Annotated in this window: 12 protein-coding genes; 5 read left to right on the top strand and 7 right to left on the bottom strand. The window is 55.2% G+C overall.

Features of this window, described 5'->3' with window-relative positions; translation table 11 throughout:
- Positions 1-89: 89 nt before the first annotated feature.
- A complete protein-coding gene (locus JUK32_RS24505; protein WP_204141503.1) occupies positions 90-1,532 on the top strand; it encodes a GTP-binding protein in 1,443 nt (480 codons plus the stop codon).
- 77 nt (positions 1,533-1,609) lie between these two features.
- On the opposite strand, the gene JUK32_RS24500 is transcribed toward JUK32_RS24505, so the two are convergent.
- The 6 genes from JUK32_RS24500 to JUK32_RS24475 form a co-directional block, all read right to left on the bottom strand.
- Positions 1,610-2,563 carry an RNA polymerase sigma factor, RpoD/SigA family gene (locus JUK32_RS24500; protein WP_204141502.1) on the bottom strand — a complete coding sequence of 318 codons (954 nt, stop codon included), beginning with the start codon at positions 2,561-2,563 and terminating at the stop codon, positions 1,610-1,612.
- 422 nt (positions 2,564-2,985) lie between these two features.
- A complete protein-coding gene (locus tag JUK32_RS24495; RefSeq protein WP_204141501.1) occupies positions 2,986-3,534 on the bottom strand; it encodes a plasmid pRiA4b ORF-3 family protein in 549 nt (182 codons plus the stop codon).
- 8 nt (positions 3,535-3,542) lie between these two features.
- Positions 3,543-4,946, bottom strand: a complete 1,404-nt coding sequence (locus JUK32_RS24490; RefSeq protein ID WP_309224627.1) for an LCP family protein — start codon at positions 4,944-4,946, stop codon at positions 3,543-3,545.
- Between the two features lie 462 nt (positions 4,947-5,408).
- Entirely contained in the window at positions 5,409-5,768 is a 360-nt protein-coding gene (locus tag JUK32_RS24485; RefSeq protein ID WP_204141500.1) for a hypothetical protein, read from the bottom strand.
- 112 nt (positions 5,769-5,880) lie between these two features.
- Complete coding sequence (locus JUK32_RS24480) at positions 5,881-7,239, bottom strand: M17 family metallopeptidase (protein WP_204141499.1); 1,359 nt, start codon at positions 7,237-7,239, stop codon at positions 5,881-5,883.
- Between the two features lie 389 nt (positions 7,240-7,628).
- Complete coding sequence (locus JUK32_RS24475; RefSeq protein ID WP_204141498.1) at positions 7,629-8,408, bottom strand: hypothetical protein; 780 nt, start codon at positions 8,406-8,408, stop codon at positions 7,629-7,631.
- Positions 8,409-8,675: 267 nt separating this feature from the next.
- Here JUK32_RS24475 and JUK32_RS24470 point away from each other — a divergent pair, with 267 nt between their 5' ends.
- Positions 8,676-8,975 carry a hypothetical protein gene (locus tag JUK32_RS24470; RefSeq protein ID WP_204141497.1) on the top strand — a complete coding sequence of 100 codons (300 nt, stop codon included), beginning with the start codon at positions 8,676-8,678 and terminating at the stop codon, positions 8,973-8,975.
- Between the two features lie 158 nt (positions 8,976-9,133).
- Entirely contained in the window at positions 9,134-11,437 is a 2,304-nt protein-coding gene (glgB, locus tag JUK32_RS24465; RefSeq protein ID WP_204141496.1) for a 1,4-alpha-glucan branching enzyme, read from the top strand.
- 101 nt (positions 11,438-11,538) lie between these two features.
- Here the strand turns inward: glgB and pheT are convergent, their stop codons facing one another.
- Positions 11,539-13,980, bottom strand: a complete 2,442-nt coding sequence (pheT, locus tag JUK32_RS24460; RefSeq protein ID WP_204141495.1) for a phenylalanine--tRNA ligase subunit beta — start codon at positions 13,978-13,980, stop codon at positions 11,539-11,541.
- Positions 13,981-14,680: 700 nt separating this feature from the next.
- Here pheT and JUK32_RS24455 point away from each other — a divergent pair.
- Together JUK32_RS24455 and JUK32_RS24450 are read left to right on the top strand one after the other, a co-directional pair.
- Positions 14,681-16,285, top strand: coding sequence for a serine/threonine-protein kinase (locus tag JUK32_RS24455; RefSeq protein WP_204141494.1), 1,605 nt, complete (start codon positions 14,681-14,683; stop codon positions 16,283-16,285).
- A gap of 281 nt (positions 16,286-16,566) precedes the next feature.
- The gene (locus JUK32_RS24450) at positions 16,567-17,193 is read left to right on the top strand and encodes a pentapeptide repeat-containing protein (RefSeq protein WP_204141493.1); all 627 of its coding nucleotides are present in this window, start codon (positions 16,567-16,569) and stop codon (positions 17,191-17,193) included.
- Positions 17,194-17,240 lie beyond the last annotated feature (47 nt).

Below are 17,240 nucleotides of genomic sequence, written 5' to 3'. Positions count from 1 at the left end.
ACCCTGATCGGCGGTTAACCGCCGTTAATGTGATTTTTGTATCACAGTATCTTAGAAAGACTTCCGTGATTTATAGGCGCTCCCCTGATATGCCTGATGTGTCCGACACAAACAACTTGGCCGATGAGTTGGATGCGGTCATTGTTGAATTTGAAGATCTGCAATCCGAACTGACCTACGACCAAGCTAAAGGCGCATTGCAGTCGATTCTGGAGCGGCTGCAACTGACGCCGCGTGAGGCGGTGGGCCTTGAACAAGAAGTGCAAACGCTCACCGGGTTAATGCAAAAACTGGATCAAGCGGTCGTGCAAATTGCCGTCTTTGGCTTGGTGGGGCGGGGCAAGTCTTCGTTGTTGAATGCGCTGGCGGGAGAAGCGATTTTCGCCACTGGGCCGACCCATGGAGTCACTCAAACCCTTCAGTCAACCGAGTGGCAGGTCCGTCGAGAAGCCCTCAGCGATCGCACCACCATCAACAAAGCCACCCTTCAGGGCGTGGGGCAATCACGCATCGAGCTGATCGACACCCCCGGCCTGGATGAAGTGGCAGGTGACGAACGGGAGCGTTTGGCCCACCAGCTGGCTAATACTGCTGACCTGATTTTATTTGTCATTGCGGGAGACATTACCCGTGTCGAGTTCGAGGCTCTGGCCCAACTGCGGGAAGCCAGCAAACCCATCCTGTTAGTTTTCAACAAAATCGACCAATATCCCGCTGTGGATCGCCAGGCGATCTACACCGCCCTGGTCGATGAACGTCTACGGGAGCTGATTTCTCCCAATGAAATTGTCATGGCCTCGGCGGCCCCATTAGTGGCGGTGGCTCAGCCCCAAGCGGATGGCCGCCTGCGCCCAACGTTACAGCGGGGGAAACCGGATGTGGAAACCCTCAAGCTCAAGATTCTAGAAATTCTGCAACAGGAAGGCTTAGCGTTGATCGCTCTGAACACGCTGCTTTATGCCGATGAGCTGAATGAGGCGATCGTGCAGAAGAAACTGGCCATTCGCGAACAAATGGCCAATGAAATCATCTGGCGGAGCGTGATGACGAAGGCGATCGCTGTCGCCCTCAATCCTGTCACTGTGTTGGATGTGCTGACGGGGGCGATCGTCGATGTCGCGATGATTCTGACTCTCTCTCGCCTGTATGGCCTGCCAATGACGCAGGCAGGGGCCGTCAAGCTGTTGCGCAATATTGCCCTAGAGCTGGGGGGAATATCCGCGAGCGAACTCATGGTAACCCTGGGGCTGAGCTCTTTGAAAGGGCTGCTTGGGGTAAGCGCTCCAGCTACGGGGGGACTGTCCCTCACGCCTTATACTACGGTTGCGATGACCCAAGCCGCCGTCGTGGGGGTCGCCACCTATGGCATTGGCCTCGTTACTAAACAGTACCTAGCCAATGGTGCCACCTGGGGGCCAGAAGGCCCAAAGCCTGTGGTCACTCGCATTCTCGACAATCTGGATGAGGCATCCATTTTGCATCGCATCAAAGCTGAGTTGGCGCAAAAACTAGAAACAGCGCCCAAGCGATAAGGCGATCGCCCAACCTTTCCCGGATCTCTACTATTCGACCATTTTTGAACGTTCGTAAACTTAAGCCGCTGAACAGGCTAACTAGCCAGGTACTCGCGTACATCGCTCCGGCGCTTGCGCAGTGAAGAGAGTGCCTCACGTTCAATCTGCCGCACCCGCTCCCGGGACACGCTCAGAATTTCGCCGATTTTAGCCAGGGTCATGGTTTTGCCATCCGTCAGCCCAAACCGCAGAGTGAGCACTTGGCGCTGTTGCGGCGTCAAATCCACCATGAGCCGGTCCAAATCGCTTTTCAGGGAGGACTGGGTGGCAAATTCTTCGGGCGAAATGCCATCGTCCTCAAGCAGCTCGCTCAGCTCGGTATCTTGGTTATCACCGACCCGCAAATCCAACGACAGCGGTTGCCGGGATTTCTCTAAGTAATCACGCACCTGTTGGGGAGAGAGTTCTAGAGCATCAGCAATCTCCGACACGGTAGCCGCTCGCCCATGCTGCTGTGATAGCTGGCGCTGCACCTTCTTAATTTTGTTGAGCTTTTCAGTAATGTGGATGGGCAGACGAATGGTGCGGCTTTTTTCCGCGATCGCTCGGGTAATGGCTTGCCGAATCCACCAGTACGCATAGGTAGAAAAGCGGTAGCCCTTGGTCGGGTCAAACTTTTCCACGCCTCGCTGCATGCCAATGGTGCCTTCCTGAATCAGGTCGAGCAGGTCAACATTGCGCTTGATGTACTTTTTAGCAACAGACACCACTAGCCGCAGGTTAGCCTCAACCATCTTGCGCTTGGCCTGACTGCCAATTCGCACCAAGGTTTGGAGTTCGCCAACTGCCATCTCAGCCGCTTCAGCCCATTCTTGGTCCGTAGGCTCGCGTTCCAACTCATCAACGAGGGCGTCTTTAATCTTTTCCAGCGCCGTCAGTTGCTGTACCTGCTTTCCCAGAACAATCTCCTCTTCATGAGTCAGGAGGGGCACCCGACCAATCTCTTTCAAATACGTCCGCACCAGATCAGTACTTTGGGTTGTTTTCATGGGAACAGCGCGAATAAGTGACACAGATATAAATCGCGGTTATCTGATCGCAACAGCTCAGCAGCCTAGAGCCAAAATGAGAAACGTCACGTCACAACCACCTTCATGTAAACCAATGTAACATTTATGAGAGGCTTTGAGGGGTTTCTTAGGGAGGATTCTTAAGGAAGCTTTTATATATAGAGTATGCCGTAGAGTTGCCAGATCATAGCCTTTTCAAGCTTTGGGAAACTGCATCCGAAATCACAAAACCGCGATCGCGCGCCCGCCAAGCTGAGAGCAAGCTCGATGCTTTCTTGAGGGATTGTAAAGAAATATTGAGCATCAACTAGCTGCGGTCTCCCCCAATTCCGTCAACGACCGACACGGCAACCGCAGCTAGTCGCTGGCCGTGTCGGTTTTTCCGCGACGAGGGGGTTCGTTTAGACGGACTGCAACTGAGCGTTGACGGCGTCAACTTTGAAGCGTTCGGAGTCAAAGTCAACCCCGATCCAGTCCAGCAATTCCTCATATTCGGGGTCTTCAGGATCCGCTAAGCGCTCTAGCAACCCTTCGTAGCCCCAAACGCCGCCGCAATCTTCAGGGGGGCAGGCGCGATCGCCCTCTAGGCAACGGGGTAACTTCACATCACTGCGCCAAGGCAGGATGTCCGCCACCGTGATCTGATGTCGCCAGCCATCCCCAAAGTCATAGGTGTAGGTAAACTGCGTGTCTTTCGTGAGTTGGAAGCTTGCTAGCAGAGGGGTAGTCGCATCCAGCGTGCCATCGAGGGGAACGGGAAACGGGGAAGCGTAGCGATCGCCGACAATTTCAAAGTCGTACAGGTGGCTAAATTCCCAGCCCATCACCCGCTGCAGCACCCCGTGTAACGCATCCAGCGTGATTTGGTCACTGACTTCAAAGCGACGCCAGATCGGCGGCTCGCTATCCAATAGCCACACATGCAGCTGCAAGATCTGGGGCGTTGCCATATTAATTCCTACAAGCTAGAGCTGGTGCCGTACTCATCGAGCCAGTCACGGCCAATTTGAATGGTGATGTCCGAGTCGAGGACGCCGGTGCTCTCGACTCGGACATCGCCCACGCCCAAAAAGCGCTGGAGCGTCTCGGCACTGGCCAAGTCACCATTCTGAGCCACCACCCGAGTAAAGGGCAGTTCTGAATTCCAGGGCCGCTCGATGTAAACGTTATAGTAGCCGCTGTCGTAAAGCGTCTGGACAAGGTTATCCACGGCGATCGCATTGCCCGTGCTGTCTTGAATGGCAATGCGCAGCGATTGTGGATCGGCAGACGCCGCGACCTGACGCGTGCCATAACCAAAATATTCCGACACCATGGTGTCAATTTCGCCGAGATTGGGCAACCAGTAACTCAGCTCAAACTCACTGCTGCTACTAAAATCACCGGGCAGCATCAACATCTGCGTATTGTAAGCGTCGGTATTAGCGGCATATCCCGCCAAGGCCAACAGCTCTTCGATGCTCAGGTTAGTGTCCACATGGGACTGCACCACCGAAAGAACTTTGGGTAAGCGCGCCACCGTTTTGGGACTCAGCGCCTGTTCGACCAAGGCCCGCATCAACATTTGTTGCCGCTGAATACGGCCAATATCGCCATAGTCGTCATACCGAAACCGGAGGAACTGGAGGGCCTTATCACCATCTAGCTGCTGTTCCCCGGCTTTCAGATTGATGTAGAGATGTTGGCTGTCGTCCTGATATTGCAAATCTTTAGGCACATTGACCGTCACGCCCCCGAGAGCATCAATCAGCTTTTCGACCCCTTGGACATTGATGCGGACGTAGCGATCGATCTCGACCCCGCCGAGCAAATCGCTGACCGAGCGGGCGGCCAAAGCAGGGCCACCATAGTGATTCGCCTCATTCAGCTTGGTCATTTGACCTTGCACCATGGTTCGCGTATCTCGCGGCAGCGATAAGACGATGAGCTGGTCAGTATGCGGGTTGAAACGCACCAGCAGCATCGTATCCGACAGGCCATCAAAGGAGTTCACCAGGGCGTGATAACCCAAATTACGCGCCTCAGGGGGCAAGTCATTGACATCGGTGGTCAGCACCTTCATGCCGAGCACCAAGATATTGACCGGGCGGGTCAACTTCGGCACTTGCAAACTATTGCCCGCCGTAATCGGATCATTATTGTTAAAGACGGCAGACTCTTCTTCGGTGAGGCTGTCGTGCAGCAGTGGCGTGCTGTTAAGCGAAACGGCCATCATCGCCCCTCCCACCGCTGAGATTGTCCCAACGCTCAACAACGCCACACTGACCCCTAGCCATTTCGGAATCCGAAACCGCCGCGCCTTTTGGGCGGAAGGATGGGGCTGATAGTGGCGAATCGGGCGATAGGATTTTCGACTAGACACAGGAAACCTCAAACCACGGGGATTGGTCAAAATGGAGAACGTTGGCAGAGCGCCCTTAGCAAGTAGGCAGACACCAGCTGAAGAAAGGCGATCGCCCTTTTTGTGGTACACCTGTTTCAATCCTCATCAAGATTTTAACAGGCTGACTCCGGGCGAGACAATGCCCCAAGCAAGCTCTCAAGGACTTTCAAATGGCTGAAATACTAGCAGCTTTTTGGGGCGATGACACCAATTTTCCTCAGGCTTTGCCAAAAGTCTCCAGTATTGTAGTGACGAATCGCCAAGTTGCCAGTTTTTTGCCCACAGAACATTTGACAGTTAGGGACAGACTCATAACAAAAGCATCAAAAAATCATAGATGAAAAAGCCAAGGATAGAGGGGACGGTTCCCTTGATCGGGACCTTTCCGTATCAGTTAATTCGACTAATTCGACCGGGAACCGTCCCCTGGGGTAGCCAATTTTAGGGGAGGCGATCGCCCAATTTACTAATGCCGGGGAGTCGGGCTGAACCGCCTTGTAGGAGCCGCACCATCAGCCATAAGTTCGTCACGAAATAGCCGGTTGTGGTTAACAGACTGGTCACCAGCAGGCGAGTCGAGACCAGGTCAGAGGCTTGACTCCCGGCGGCTGTCAGCACATACACCATCACCCAGGCCAAAGCCAGAGTCACTGCCGTTTTGCTGACGGTCTGCTCGCGCTGAGAGCCCTGCCGCAGGTAAAGGCTCCACAACGAGGGAAAGAAGCCAAAAATCGGCACCAGATAAATGATCAATTTCAGGGTTTCGAGCCGAGTCTCAGGGTCAGAATGGCGGGAACGCATGGCAGCAGGAAAAACGGAGTGGATGGGTTGCCCCGCAGACAGGAGCACCCGTTTGCGATAGTTGCACGGTAGCTTATTCGCGATGCCACTGCGGCTCGATTAGCGACAACTCTTAATCCTGAGGGCAGGCCATCCTCTGCTTGATCAGCTCAAACATCGTCCGCATCCCCATGACTTCGCCCCCTTCTGGTCGGCCCGGCAAATTGCGCAGATTCCAGGCCATCACATCAATGTGAATCCAGGGAATTTGGGTGTCAACAAACTCTTGTAAGAAGAGCGCTGCCGTAATTGCCCCTCCGTAGGCACCGCTGGAGACATTCGACAGATCCGCCACCTTGCTATTGAGCAAATCCCGATAAGGCGCATGGAGCGGCAGATTCCACAGCGGATCAGTGGTCGCCTGCATAGCCGTTTCTAAGGGCTCCAAAAATGCGGAGTCGTTGCAGAAAAAGGCTGGTAACTCAGTCCCCAGGGCCACTCGGGCTGCCCCCGTGAGGGTCGCAAAATCTACGATGAGTTCGGGCTGTTCGCTACTGGCTGCCCACAGGGCATCGGCCAAGACTAGCCGCCCCTCAGCATCTGTATTGCCCACTTCGACGGTGATGCCTTTGCGGGTGGGAATCACATCGAGCGGCCGCATCGCATTCCCCGCCACGCTATTTTCCACCGCTGGAATCAGGACACGCAGGCAAACCGGTAGGTTGAGTTTCATGATCATGGTGGCGAGGCCCAGCACATGAGCCGCGCCGCCCATGTCTTTTTTCATCATCAACATGCCTTTGGCAGGCTTTAAATCCAAGCCGCCAGAGTCGAAACACACGCCTTTGCCCACTAGGGTCACTTTCGGTGCATCAACATCGCCCCAGCGCAGGTCAATCAGCCGTGGTGCCGCCACACTGGCTTGCCCCACGGCATAGATCATGGGGTAGTTTTCGGCTTCGAGCTGTTTGCCCTTGATCACGCTCAAATCGGCGTCATAAGTTACCGAGAGAATGCGAGCGACTTCTTCGAGGTCGTCTGGCCCCATATCGTTAGCCGGGGTGTTGATGAGGTCCCGAGCCAGGGAAGTCGCCTCGACGACCGCTTCGATGTAAGCCGTGTCGGCCTGATCTGGGGGCACTAACTCAGCGATCGCCCCCGGTTTGTTTTGCTTGTAGCGGCTGAAGGAATATTGCCCGAGTCGCCATCCCAAGGTCAGGGCGGTGGCCTCCTCCGGCGTCAAGTCACTGATGAGCTCATAGCGATTCACCGGTAAGGACTGGGACAACAGCCCGAGCAGCCACATGTCTAAGGTTTCGGGGCGACCCACCAATACTTTTGATAAACTTTGCTGCGTGCCGGGCAGGAGGCAAAAGGTGCCGGGCTCGGCCTTGAATCCCATGGCGTCGATCCAGCTTTTTTCGGCTTTGAAGTGGGTCTGCAACTGGTCAGCAGTGACTAACAGGATGGGAATCGGCGTGGTGGATGGCATGCGTTTGAAGACTTGAACAATTCAACCTGACAGGCTCTGCATCGGCAGCCAGGGGCGATCGCTCTGGTACATGAGTCGAGATCGCGGCTGCACACGTTCATCCCCATGGCGAGAAGCATGGGGCATTGGGTAGACCTGTCGAGGTTAGTGTATCGCTTTTGTTCAACCTCAGGGCGGTTTCATCGGTAACCCATCGGGGATTAGATATTGATGGCTTGCTATCAAGCGCCCGCTCACCAGCAATAAAAAACCCCCGACCGTGAGGCCGAGGGTTAGAAATCAGGGTGCATCTACCATTCCTTTCTACTGAAGGGAGCAGGCGCATCCGGACAGAATTGCAAAAAATGTTTGGCGGCGATCGCCGCTCCCTTCAACCGGGCGAAAAATCCTTATTCACCACGTGGGCCACCGCCGGTCGGGCCAGGTGCTTCCCCCGTTTCAATATACAGAATTTGTTCTCGCAGGCGTTGCGCCGTAAAGGGATCGCCATCCGCTTCGTAGAGCTCAGCCGCCGTTTCAAAATCAGTCACAATCAAATCCCGCACCAATGGCGGTAAATCTTCCAGAAATTGCTCTTCAAAGGAAGCGTCTACGCTTTCGTCAAAGTTGCCCTGGGCTTCCCATTCATCCAGGGCTTGACCAAACGTGGCATCAGCCCGCCCCAAAAACGCTTCAGGATTACTGTCATCCAGTTCAATGGCGACGGAAAACGCCTCGATCGCGGCAGCCAAGTCTTGTTCTTCTAGGCTCATCTGCGCCTCATTAAAGGCGACTTCATACGGTGAGGCGGGCCGCACTTCTAGCGTGAAATCCCCGCCCTGCTGACCGTCATAAGTCATGGTGCGGATAATATAGTCGCCACTCGTCTCTGCCGAAAACACAATCCGAGAGTTCAGCGTGCCGCCGTAATCGTCGTTAAAGGCGACTTCTTCACCATTGGGACCAATCAAAGACACCATCGTGTCAAAGTCTTCGCTGGTGACGACGATGGCGATGATGTCTCCCGCCGCGATCGCTAGCGGATAATCTTGTAGCGCTGGGGCAATGGTGCCTTCTTCTTCAAGAATGGTTTGAGCGCTGGCGGTGGCGGTGGTACCGAGCCACATCCCTCCAGATAGGGCGGCCATCGTCGCCAACAGCCCGACAGTCCTTGAAAATACATGCTTCATGTTGCCAATCCTTGTCTAATTCGTCCTCAGGGTATCGAGTCTTGACCTGACTGCCCCAACTATTATGCCGTTTGTTGCTGGCGAACTCATTCAGGGGCGATCGCCCGTCGTCGGCTAGTCATTCATCAACATACTGCGTAACCCTACGTGACGGGCGCAGCGCCCCAGCAGTTCCGCTGCCACCAGGGCTGAGGATGCAGGGTTACAGATGCGGCGCGAAAGAGTATGGTGTGAGCAGTTTCCGCGCCACCGTTATTTGTTATTTGCATGAAGTTTTCTGCCCTACTGTTGCCGTTACTGACTGGGGTTGGCCTGTTGTCCGGACAGACAGCAGGTCGGGCGCTACCGCCCCCCGAAGAGATGCCCGAGGAGCGGATGCGCACAGAAATTATTCTGGAGGCGCGATCGCCCATTGACGGTACCCCCCTGACCCCAGCGGAGTATGAAGACCTGCAGGCCGCGATCGTGGACTATCCAGCACCCACGCTCGATCCCCAAATCCGCGAAATTGTCTTTCTCCTACAGATTCGCCGAGTGCTGCGCCCCGTGATCCCCTTTTTGCCATAGCCAATCGAAAAAACTGCTCTCTTTTATCCGTAAATTCTAATTTTGTTACGAAGTTTTGTTAATCTAATCCGCATAGATGACAAACCTCCTCAATCAAAGCCTAGTGGGGAAGCTCACTCTTAAATCGCTGCTGAAATCCGTTTTATATAAGGTTACCTATGGCTGTTACGGTTGCTCCAGAGCAGATTGATAGCATTGTTTGGAACCAGCACCACGATCCCTTCGAGGTCCTGGGTCCCCACATGATTCAACAAGATGGCCAGACGGTATGGGCCATCAGAGCCTATCTGCCAACCGCCGACGAAGCGTGGGTCGTCTTGCCCGAAAGCCGTAGCGAACACCCGATGGAAAAGGGGCATAATCCCCACTTTTTCGAATGCGTACTCACCACCCAAGAGCTGAGCAATTATCAATTCAAGTACACGGAAGGGGAACACGAGCGCTTCGTCTACGATCCCTACGCCTTTAAAACACGGCACATCACGGACTTTGATGTGCATCTGTTTGCCGAAGGCAACCACCACCGCATCTACGAAAAACTGGGAGCCCACGTCACCGAAATCGATGGCGTCAGCGGGGTTTACTTTGCCGTTTGGGCACCGGGCGCACGCAACGTTTCGGTGTTGGGTGACTTCAACTATTGGGATGGCCGCAAGCACCAAATGCGCCGCATCGGCAACGGCATTTGGGAGCTGTTCATCCCCGAAATTGGCTACGGCGAGCACTACAAATACGAAATCAAAAACCCCCACGGCCACATTTACGAAAAGTCTGACCCCTACGGCTTTCAGCAAGAAGTCCGGCCCAAAACCGCTTCCATCGTCACCGACCTCGATGCCTACGAATGGCAGGACGCTGACTGGCTGGAGCAGCGACGACACACTGAACCACTGGATCACCCCGTCTCGGTGTATGAAGTTCATCTGGGTTCTTGGCTCCATGGCTCCTCGGCTGACCCCGCACAGCTGCCCGATGGCACGATTCAGCCAGCCGTACAGGTGGCGGATCTCAAACCCGGGGCACGCTTCCTCACTTATCGAGAACTCGCGGCTAAACTGATTCCCTACGTCAAAGAGTTGGGGTTTACCCATATTGAGTTACTGCCGATCGCGGAGCATCCGTTCGACGGTTCCTGGGGTTATCAGGTCACGGGCTACTATGCCGCGACCTCGCGCTACGGCACCCCCGAAGATTTCATGTACTTCGTCGATCAGTGCCACCAGGCGGGCATTGGCGTCCTGATTGACTGGGTACCGGGTCATTTTCCGAAAGACGGTCATGGTCTGGCCTTCTTCGACGGCACCCATTTGTATGAACATGCGGATCCGCGTCAGGGCGAGCACAAGCAATGGGGCACTCTGGTCTTTAACTATGGGCGCAACGAGGTGCGGAACTTTCTCGTGGCCAATGCCCTGTTTTGGTTTGACAAGTACCATATCGACGGGATGCGCGTGGATGCCGTGGCGTCGATGCTCTACCTTGACTACCTGCGGGAAGACGGGGCCTGGGTCGCCAACGACTATGGCGGTCGCGAAAACATCGAAGCGGCTGACTTCTTGCGGCAAGTGAACCATGTGGTCTTCAGCTATTTTCCGGGGGTGCTTTCCATTGCGGAAGAATCAACCTCTTGGCCCATGGTGTCTTGGCCTACCTACGTCGGCGGCCTCGGCTTCAACCTCAAGTGGAATATGGGTTGGATGCACGACATGCTGGATTACTTCCACATGGATCCGTGGTTTCGGCAATTCCACCAAAACAATGTGACTTTCAGCATTTGGTATGCCTTTAGTGAAAACTTTATGCTGGCCTTGTCCCACGACGAGGTCGTGCACGGCAAGAGCAATATGCTCGGCAAAATGCCGGGGGATGAGTGGCAAAAGTTTGCCAATATGCGGTGCCTTTTTTCCTACATGTTTACGCATCCCGGCAAAAAGACCCTCTTCATGAGCATGGAGTACGGGCAGTGGAGCGAGTGGAATGTGTGGGGCGATTTGGAATGGCACCTGCTGCAATATGAGCCCCACCAAAAGCATCACACCTTTATGACGAAGCTGAACGAGTTGTATAAGAGCGAGCCCGCGCTTTATACCAACGACTTCTCGCAAGATGGCTTTGAGTGGATTGACTGTAACGATAACCGGCACAGCGTGGTGTCGTTTATTCGCCGCGATCGCGACAGTCATGACTTTGTGGTGATCATCTGCAATTTCACTCCCCAGCCCCATAGCCACTACCGTCTGGGCGTACCCGAGAGCGGCTACTATCGCGAGATCTTTAACAGCGATGCCCGCGAATTTGGCGGCAGCAACATGGGCAATCTCGGCGGTAAGTGGACAGATGACTGGGCGTATCATAGCCAAGCCTATTCCATTGACGTGACGTTGCCGCCCATGGCTGTGGTCGTGTTCAAACTCGATCGCGAATACAGCGAAGGAGTGCGATCGGGCACCATTCAGCCCTGATTTCGCCCGCATCAGTGTCGATAAATTCGCTCCATTAACAGTGCACACCCGGCATCTTCTGTAAACAGATGCCGGGTGTAGGTGAGGCAAAGTCGTCGAGTCTAACTCCGCAGGGCTACCTTAAACTGCTTTTCTAACGCGGCGCGGACTTTTTGGTGGACGGGTTCCACATCGTCGTCGGTGAGGGTGCGATCTAAAGCGCGATAAACCAACCGAAAGGCAAGACTTCGTTGCCCCTCCGGCACCGATTCCCCTTGGTACTCATCAAACAGGGTGACTGAGTTGAGCAGTTTGCCTCCGGCTTTGGTCATGGCTTTTTCTAAATCGGCCACGGTGACGGCAACCGGCGCGTAAAAGGCAATGTCGCGATCGCTCGCGGGGAACGTCGAGTACGGCTGGAATTTCACCGCTTTGCGCCGTTCCGTGGCGAGACAGGTGACCAGCGCTGACCAATTGAGCTGGAAGACGTAAACCTCATCGGGCAAGTCCTGGGCTTGGCAGAGTTGGGGGTGCAGCTGCCCAAAGGTGCCTAGCCGCAACCGACCCCGCACCCACAGAGACGCGGTTCGGCCAGGATGCAGGCGCTCATCTTCGCGATCGGCCCGCCAATCTACCGTCAGACCTAACCGTTGGAAAATAGCTTCTAAAGTGCCTCTCGCCTCAAACCAAGTGAGCGGTTGGGGGCGATCGCTGGTCACCCATTTCCCTTGTCGGGCATCACCGCCCAAAATGCCGCCAACCACTTCCGATTCCTGGGGTTGACCGTCTACCAACTGGAAGATGCGGCCAATTTCAAACCCGTTCAAGGGGCCATTGCCCTGCTCCAGATTGAAGCGATAGGCTTTGACCAGACCGTCAATCAAGTCGGTGCGCAGGGCGGAATATTCAGGAAACAAGGGATTGGCTAACACCACCTGATCGGGGGTGGTGGGTTTGGTCAAAGAGTAGTGAATGAGCTCGGTCAATCCCGCGCCCCGGCAGGTTTGCCGCAGCTTTTGAGACAGGGCCGCTTCGGGCGACAGCTCTCCCCCAGCGGCGGCTTGGGGCAAGGTGTTGGCAAAGTGGTTGTAGCCATAGATGCGGGCCACTTCTTCAATCAGGTCGATTTCGCGCTCCAGGTCGCGATAGCGGAAGGGCGGTACGGTGACTCGCCACCCGTCATCACCACTCGCTTCAACCGTACAGCCCAAGGTTTCCAGAACGCTTTTGACTTGAGGTGCGGGCAACGGAACGGGATGCTCGCCGACGTTGGTGACCGACCCCAGAATCGCATGGACTCGCGACAACCGCAGATTGAGGGTGCGGGTGGGCGCGATTTCGCCCACGGGGGTGGGATCGGTCACCTGAGAAACTACTTGGGCCGAGGCCAGGGTCGTCATCAGATGGACAGCGCGATCGCAGGCCAGTCCCAACTCCGCCGGATTCACGCCGCGCTCGTAGCGGGCCGACGCTTCCGTCCGCAATCCCTGGCTGCGGGCCGACTTCCGAATCACCGCCGCATCAAAATAGGCCGCTTCGAGGGTGACAGCCGTGGTACTGTCGATGACCTCAGTCGCTTCACCGCCCATCACCCCCGCCAGGGCGACGGGTTGGTCATTGGCGGTGATGACGAGAGATTCGGGCTTGAGCGATCGCTCCTGACCATCCAGGGTGACGAGCGATTCTCCCGCGTTGCCGTAGCGCACTCCCAGTTCATAGTCGGAGCGATTGGCGGCTGTCGCGAGGCGATCGCCATCAAAGGCGTGCAGGGGCTGGCCCCATTCCAGCAATACATAGTTGGTGATATCCACCACGTTATTAATGGGGCGGGTTCCGGCGGCCTGTAGCCGTTGCTGTAGCCAGGTTGGCGAAGGGCCAATTTTCACGCCATTCAACGCTGTAGCAATGTAGATCGGGCAGGCTTTCTCATCCGTCAGCTTGACTGCCACCGTCGAGGCGGCCGATTGGGGTGTAGCTGCGGGGGCGATCGGCATTTTCAGCTCAGCCCCCGTGATGGCCGCCACTTCGCGGGCTATACCCACCAGGCTCAAGGCATCGGCTCGGTTGGCGGTAGAGGTGACATCCAGCACCACATCATCTAGTCCCAGCAGGGGACGGGCATCGCTGCCCACGGTTAAATCCGACTCGGAGAAGATATGGATGCCGGCGGAGTCTTTCGCCAAACCGAGCTCCGCCAGGGAACAAATCATCCCCGCTGACAATACCCCCCGGACTTCGCGGGGTTTAATCTTGAGATTGGGAATCGGCAAGTGGGTGCCCACGGTCGCCACGGGAACGTAACTAGCCGCTTTGACATTCGCAGCACCACAGACGATGGAAGAAGGTTCATCAGCGCCGATATCTACCGTACACAGGCTCAATTTGTCAGAGTTGGGGTGCGGCTGCCGTTCGGTGACATAGCCCACCACCACGCCATCGGCCCATTGACTGCGGTCTTCAATATCTTCAACCTCAAACCCGGCCATTGTGAGGGCGTCGGCTAACGCCTCTGGCGATAGGGTGATGTCAACGAGTTCTTTAAGCCAGTTCAGAGAGATCCGCATCGATTCTTTCGATAATTTGTGACAGTCAACAATCAACGAGTCGGGGGGCGATCGCCCGATTCGAGCCGGGGGCAACGAGTTCGCTACATCTGGCCCAAGCGACTCAGGGACAGTAAATCATGGCCGTTTGCCTTAGTGCCACTATCAACCAGTACGCAATCGTTGCGGTCATCCGGCGGCAGTTTGCAAACTTTTGAAACATCCCCTAGTCAGTCTACTCTAGGGATTGCCTCAAAACCTGTAGCCATCGCGAACGATCAGGATCGGGGGGCGGGATGGTCCCACAGGGGAGTGCCTTTCAGGTGGCTGTCTCCTTTGCGGAGAGGGGATCACAGACGATATCGCCTGGTCTCAGTTGGGAGCCAGAGCGATCGCCCCTAGCTACTCCTCAGCTCTGATGAAGTGGGGCTGCTTATACGACCGAGCGGCGATTTCAGCCATTTCTTTAAGGGGATGCGGTGAGAACTTTATCAGAATCTTAAAAAGGGCATCAAACCCCTCTGGGAAGGTGGGAATAATTAGAGTAATGTGACATCACTCACATGGCTTTCATGATTCAGCGTCTTTGCGGACGTATATGTAGCTAGCCGTAATCGATAGTATGGAGTTAGGAGTAACGCGGTCTCTGTAACTTCAGGGCGTTCTATAGTCTGTTGCGCCTAAACGTACTACACGGGCACACATCATTACCTCGGGTCGCATGAGTTACTGCATTAATTTAGACTGCCCAAAACCCAAGAACCCGCCGCGGACGAATGAATGTCAGGCTTGCGGGTCCTCATTGATCTTGCGCGATCGCTACCGCGCCTTAAGAGCTTTGGGGCGGGGGGGGTTTGGTGCGACCTTCCTCGCGCGGGATGAATCTTTGCCGGGACACCCGCCCTGCGTCATCAAGCAACTCCGCCCCTCAGCTGATGCCCAACACATTCTCGACATGGCCCGTGATTTATTCCAGCGAGAAGCCAAAATTCTCGGCAAAATCGGCAACCATCCACAACTCCCCCGACTCCTTGACTATTTTGAAACTAATCAAGAGTTCTTCTTGGTTCAAGAATTTATTAATGGTAAAACCCTACAACAAGAAGTCAGAGGCGGTGGCCCGTTTACCGAAGCCGGAGTGCGGCAGTTTCTCAGTGAAGCCCTACCTCTAATCCAATACGTTCACGACAGTAAGATTATTCACCGCGACATTAAGCCCGCGAACTTGATCCGTCGCAGCGAAGATAAAAAGCTCGTGCTGATTGACTTTGGTGCGGTCAAAGATAAAGTTGCGCCCGCCCAAGAGACGGCTGACCAAACCGCATTGACGGCCTATGCCATTGGCACCCCCGGTTACGCCCCGCCGGAGCAAATGGCCATGCGCCCGGTATATGCCAGCGATATCTACGCCATGGGGGTGACTTGCATTTATCTGCTTACCGCCAAATCTCCCAAAGATTTAGACTATGACCCCACCACTGGGGAAATGATGTGGCGTAATTTAGTGCATGTCAGCGATCATTTTGCCGACGTGCTGCAAAAAATGCTGGAAATTTCCGTGCGTCACCGTTATCAGTCAGTGGATGCGGTCTTGCGCGATTTGGATCTCGAACCTTATATGGACAGCCTGGCACAAAACCTGGCGTTCCCCAACTCCACCAGTGGTCGCGAAGACAGCAAAGGCGATCTCAGTAGCGGGTCAGACTATCAACAGTTGCGTGAAGGTCGCAGTCGTGACTCGGCCTCTTCGCCCTCTTCTCGCATGGCGGCGGCCATTCGGGCGCGTCGTGAGCGGGCCAACTCGCGCTCGGACAACAGTAGCGCCAACAGCCGCCAGGGCATGACAACTCGCAATTCCCGCATGACCACTGGGTCACGCTCGGGCGGCAACACCAAACTCACCGCCGAGGAACTCAAGCAGGCTTATGCCAAAGGACGGCGCGATTTTTCACTGTTGACACTGTTCGCCCTGGATTTGTCAAAGTTGTCTTTAGCGGGCACCAGTTTTGTAGAGTCAAAACTGAAAAAAGCCAATTTTCAAAATTCTGATTTGAGTGGGGCGAACTTTGGTCGAGCCGATTTGACCCAAGTTTCCTTGCGCGGGGCGAATCTCGGGCGGGCGTACTTTACCAATGCCAATCTGCAGGGGGCTGATTTGCGCGGGGCGAATCTCAACTATGCCACCCTCTCTAACGCCAACTTAAAAGGCACGAATCTGTGCGGAGCCGACCTGACGGGCGCGCGCGTGAGCGATGACCAACTGACTGCCGCCAGGACGAATTGGGCCACCGTCTATCCCAACGGCAAGCGCGGCCTCATGCGTTAGGAGCACGGCTTCGCCCCATCGTTCCGCCACATCGGGGTAGTCAGGTCGCTGCCGGACTGGAGAAGACGACGATGGGGCGATCGCGCCTGAGTGACCGATCACCTGTTTGCTTGGCACCACTAGCGGGGCCTGTATGGTCGTGTCCGGTGCTTGTGCCCCCTCAACACGACGGGCAGAATGCCGACAAGAAGTGGTGTACAGTGGCGGCAAATTTAGAATTTATTCTGTATTGAACGATACCAAACTTGACTATGATGATTTCATGTTGAGTGGAACTGATCATGACGCAGCTGCAAGTCTCTTCTGTGATGGCTCGTTTGCAAGCAGGGCAATCACTTGCCCAAGCCGAACTGAGTCATCTGAATCTCAATTTCAGTTGCTTAGATGGCGGCGATTTTTCTCGGGCCTATCTGCGTCGAGCGCAGTTGCAGCACGCCTCATGCCGAGCGGTCGATTTTTCCCACGCAACGCTAGTTTGGGCTGATTTGTCTGGCAGTGATTTGTCCGATGCGGAATTGTCAGCGGCAGTGTTGACTCAGGCCCGACTTTTCAAAGCCACACTGCAAGGTGCGGTAGCCAAAGCTGCCCAGCTTTATGAAGCCGATTTGACCCAGGTGAATGCCCGACAGTCTTGCTTTGACAAGGCCAATCTCCGGGGCATCCAGGCGACGCAAGCTCACTTTGAGGAAGCATCATTGATTTCGGCTCAGCTCGATGAGTCGAATTGCAGTCGCTCAACGTTTGCCAAGGCCCGGTTGCGCAATTCGTCTTGGTCGTCGGCCATGCTGGTGGGGGTGTCCTTTGCGGGGGCGCAGCTATCGCAGGCCAGGCTACACCAAGCCCTGCTGATGGGGGCCAATTTTTCTGAGGCCGATTTGCTTATACCAATTCTCTATAAAGCTGCATAGAATAGAGCCTCAAGGATAAAGTCATAGCCGGTCAAGGAGGCGATGGC

Origin of the sequence: Halomicronema sp. CCY15110, assembly GCF_016888165.1 — a bacterium.
Classification (GTDB): Bacteria; Cyanobacteriota; Cyanobacteriia; order Phormidesmidales; family Phormidesmidaceae; genus Halomicronema.
This window is presented reverse-complemented; position numbering and strand designations above follow the sequence as displayed.

Coding starts and splice junctions, on each gene's coding strand:
- JUK32_RS24505 (WP_204141503.1), top strand. CDS start 90: ATGCCTGATGTGTCCGACACAAACAACTTGGCCGATGAGTTGGATGCG.
- JUK32_RS24500 (WP_204141502.1), bottom strand. CDS start 2,563: ATGAAAACAACCCAAAGTACTGATCTGGTGCGGACGTATTTGAAAGAG.
- JUK32_RS24495 (WP_204141501.1), bottom strand. CDS start 3,534: ATGGCAACGCCCCAGATCTTGCAGCTGCATGTGTGGCTATTGGATAGC.
- JUK32_RS24485 (WP_204141500.1), bottom strand. CDS start 5,768: ATGCGTTCCCGCCATTCTGACCCTGAGACTCGGCTCGAAACCCTGAAA.
- JUK32_RS24480 (WP_204141499.1), bottom strand. CDS start 7,239: ATGCCATCCACCACGCCGATTCCCATCCTGTTAGTCACTGCTGACCAG.
- JUK32_RS24475 (WP_204141498.1), bottom strand. CDS start 8,408: ATGAAGCATGTATTTTCAAGGACTGTCGGGCTGTTGGCGACGATGGCC.
- JUK32_RS24470 (WP_204141497.1), top strand. CDS start 8,676: ATGAAGTTTTCTGCCCTACTGTTGCCGTTACTGACTGGGGTTGGCCTG.
- glgB (WP_204141496.1), top strand. CDS start 9,134: ATGGCTGTTACGGTTGCTCCAGAGCAGATTGATAGCATTGTTTGGAAC.
- pheT (WP_204141495.1), bottom strand. CDS start 13,980: ATGCGGATCTCTCTGAACTGGCTTAAAGAACTCGTTGACATCACCCTA.
- JUK32_RS24455 (WP_204141494.1), top strand. CDS start 14,681: ATGAGTTACTGCATTAATTTAGACTGCCCAAAACCCAAGAACCCGCCG.
- JUK32_RS24450 (WP_204141493.1), top strand. CDS start 16,567: ATGACGCAGCTGCAAGTCTCTTCTGTGATGGCTCGTTTGCAAGCAGGG.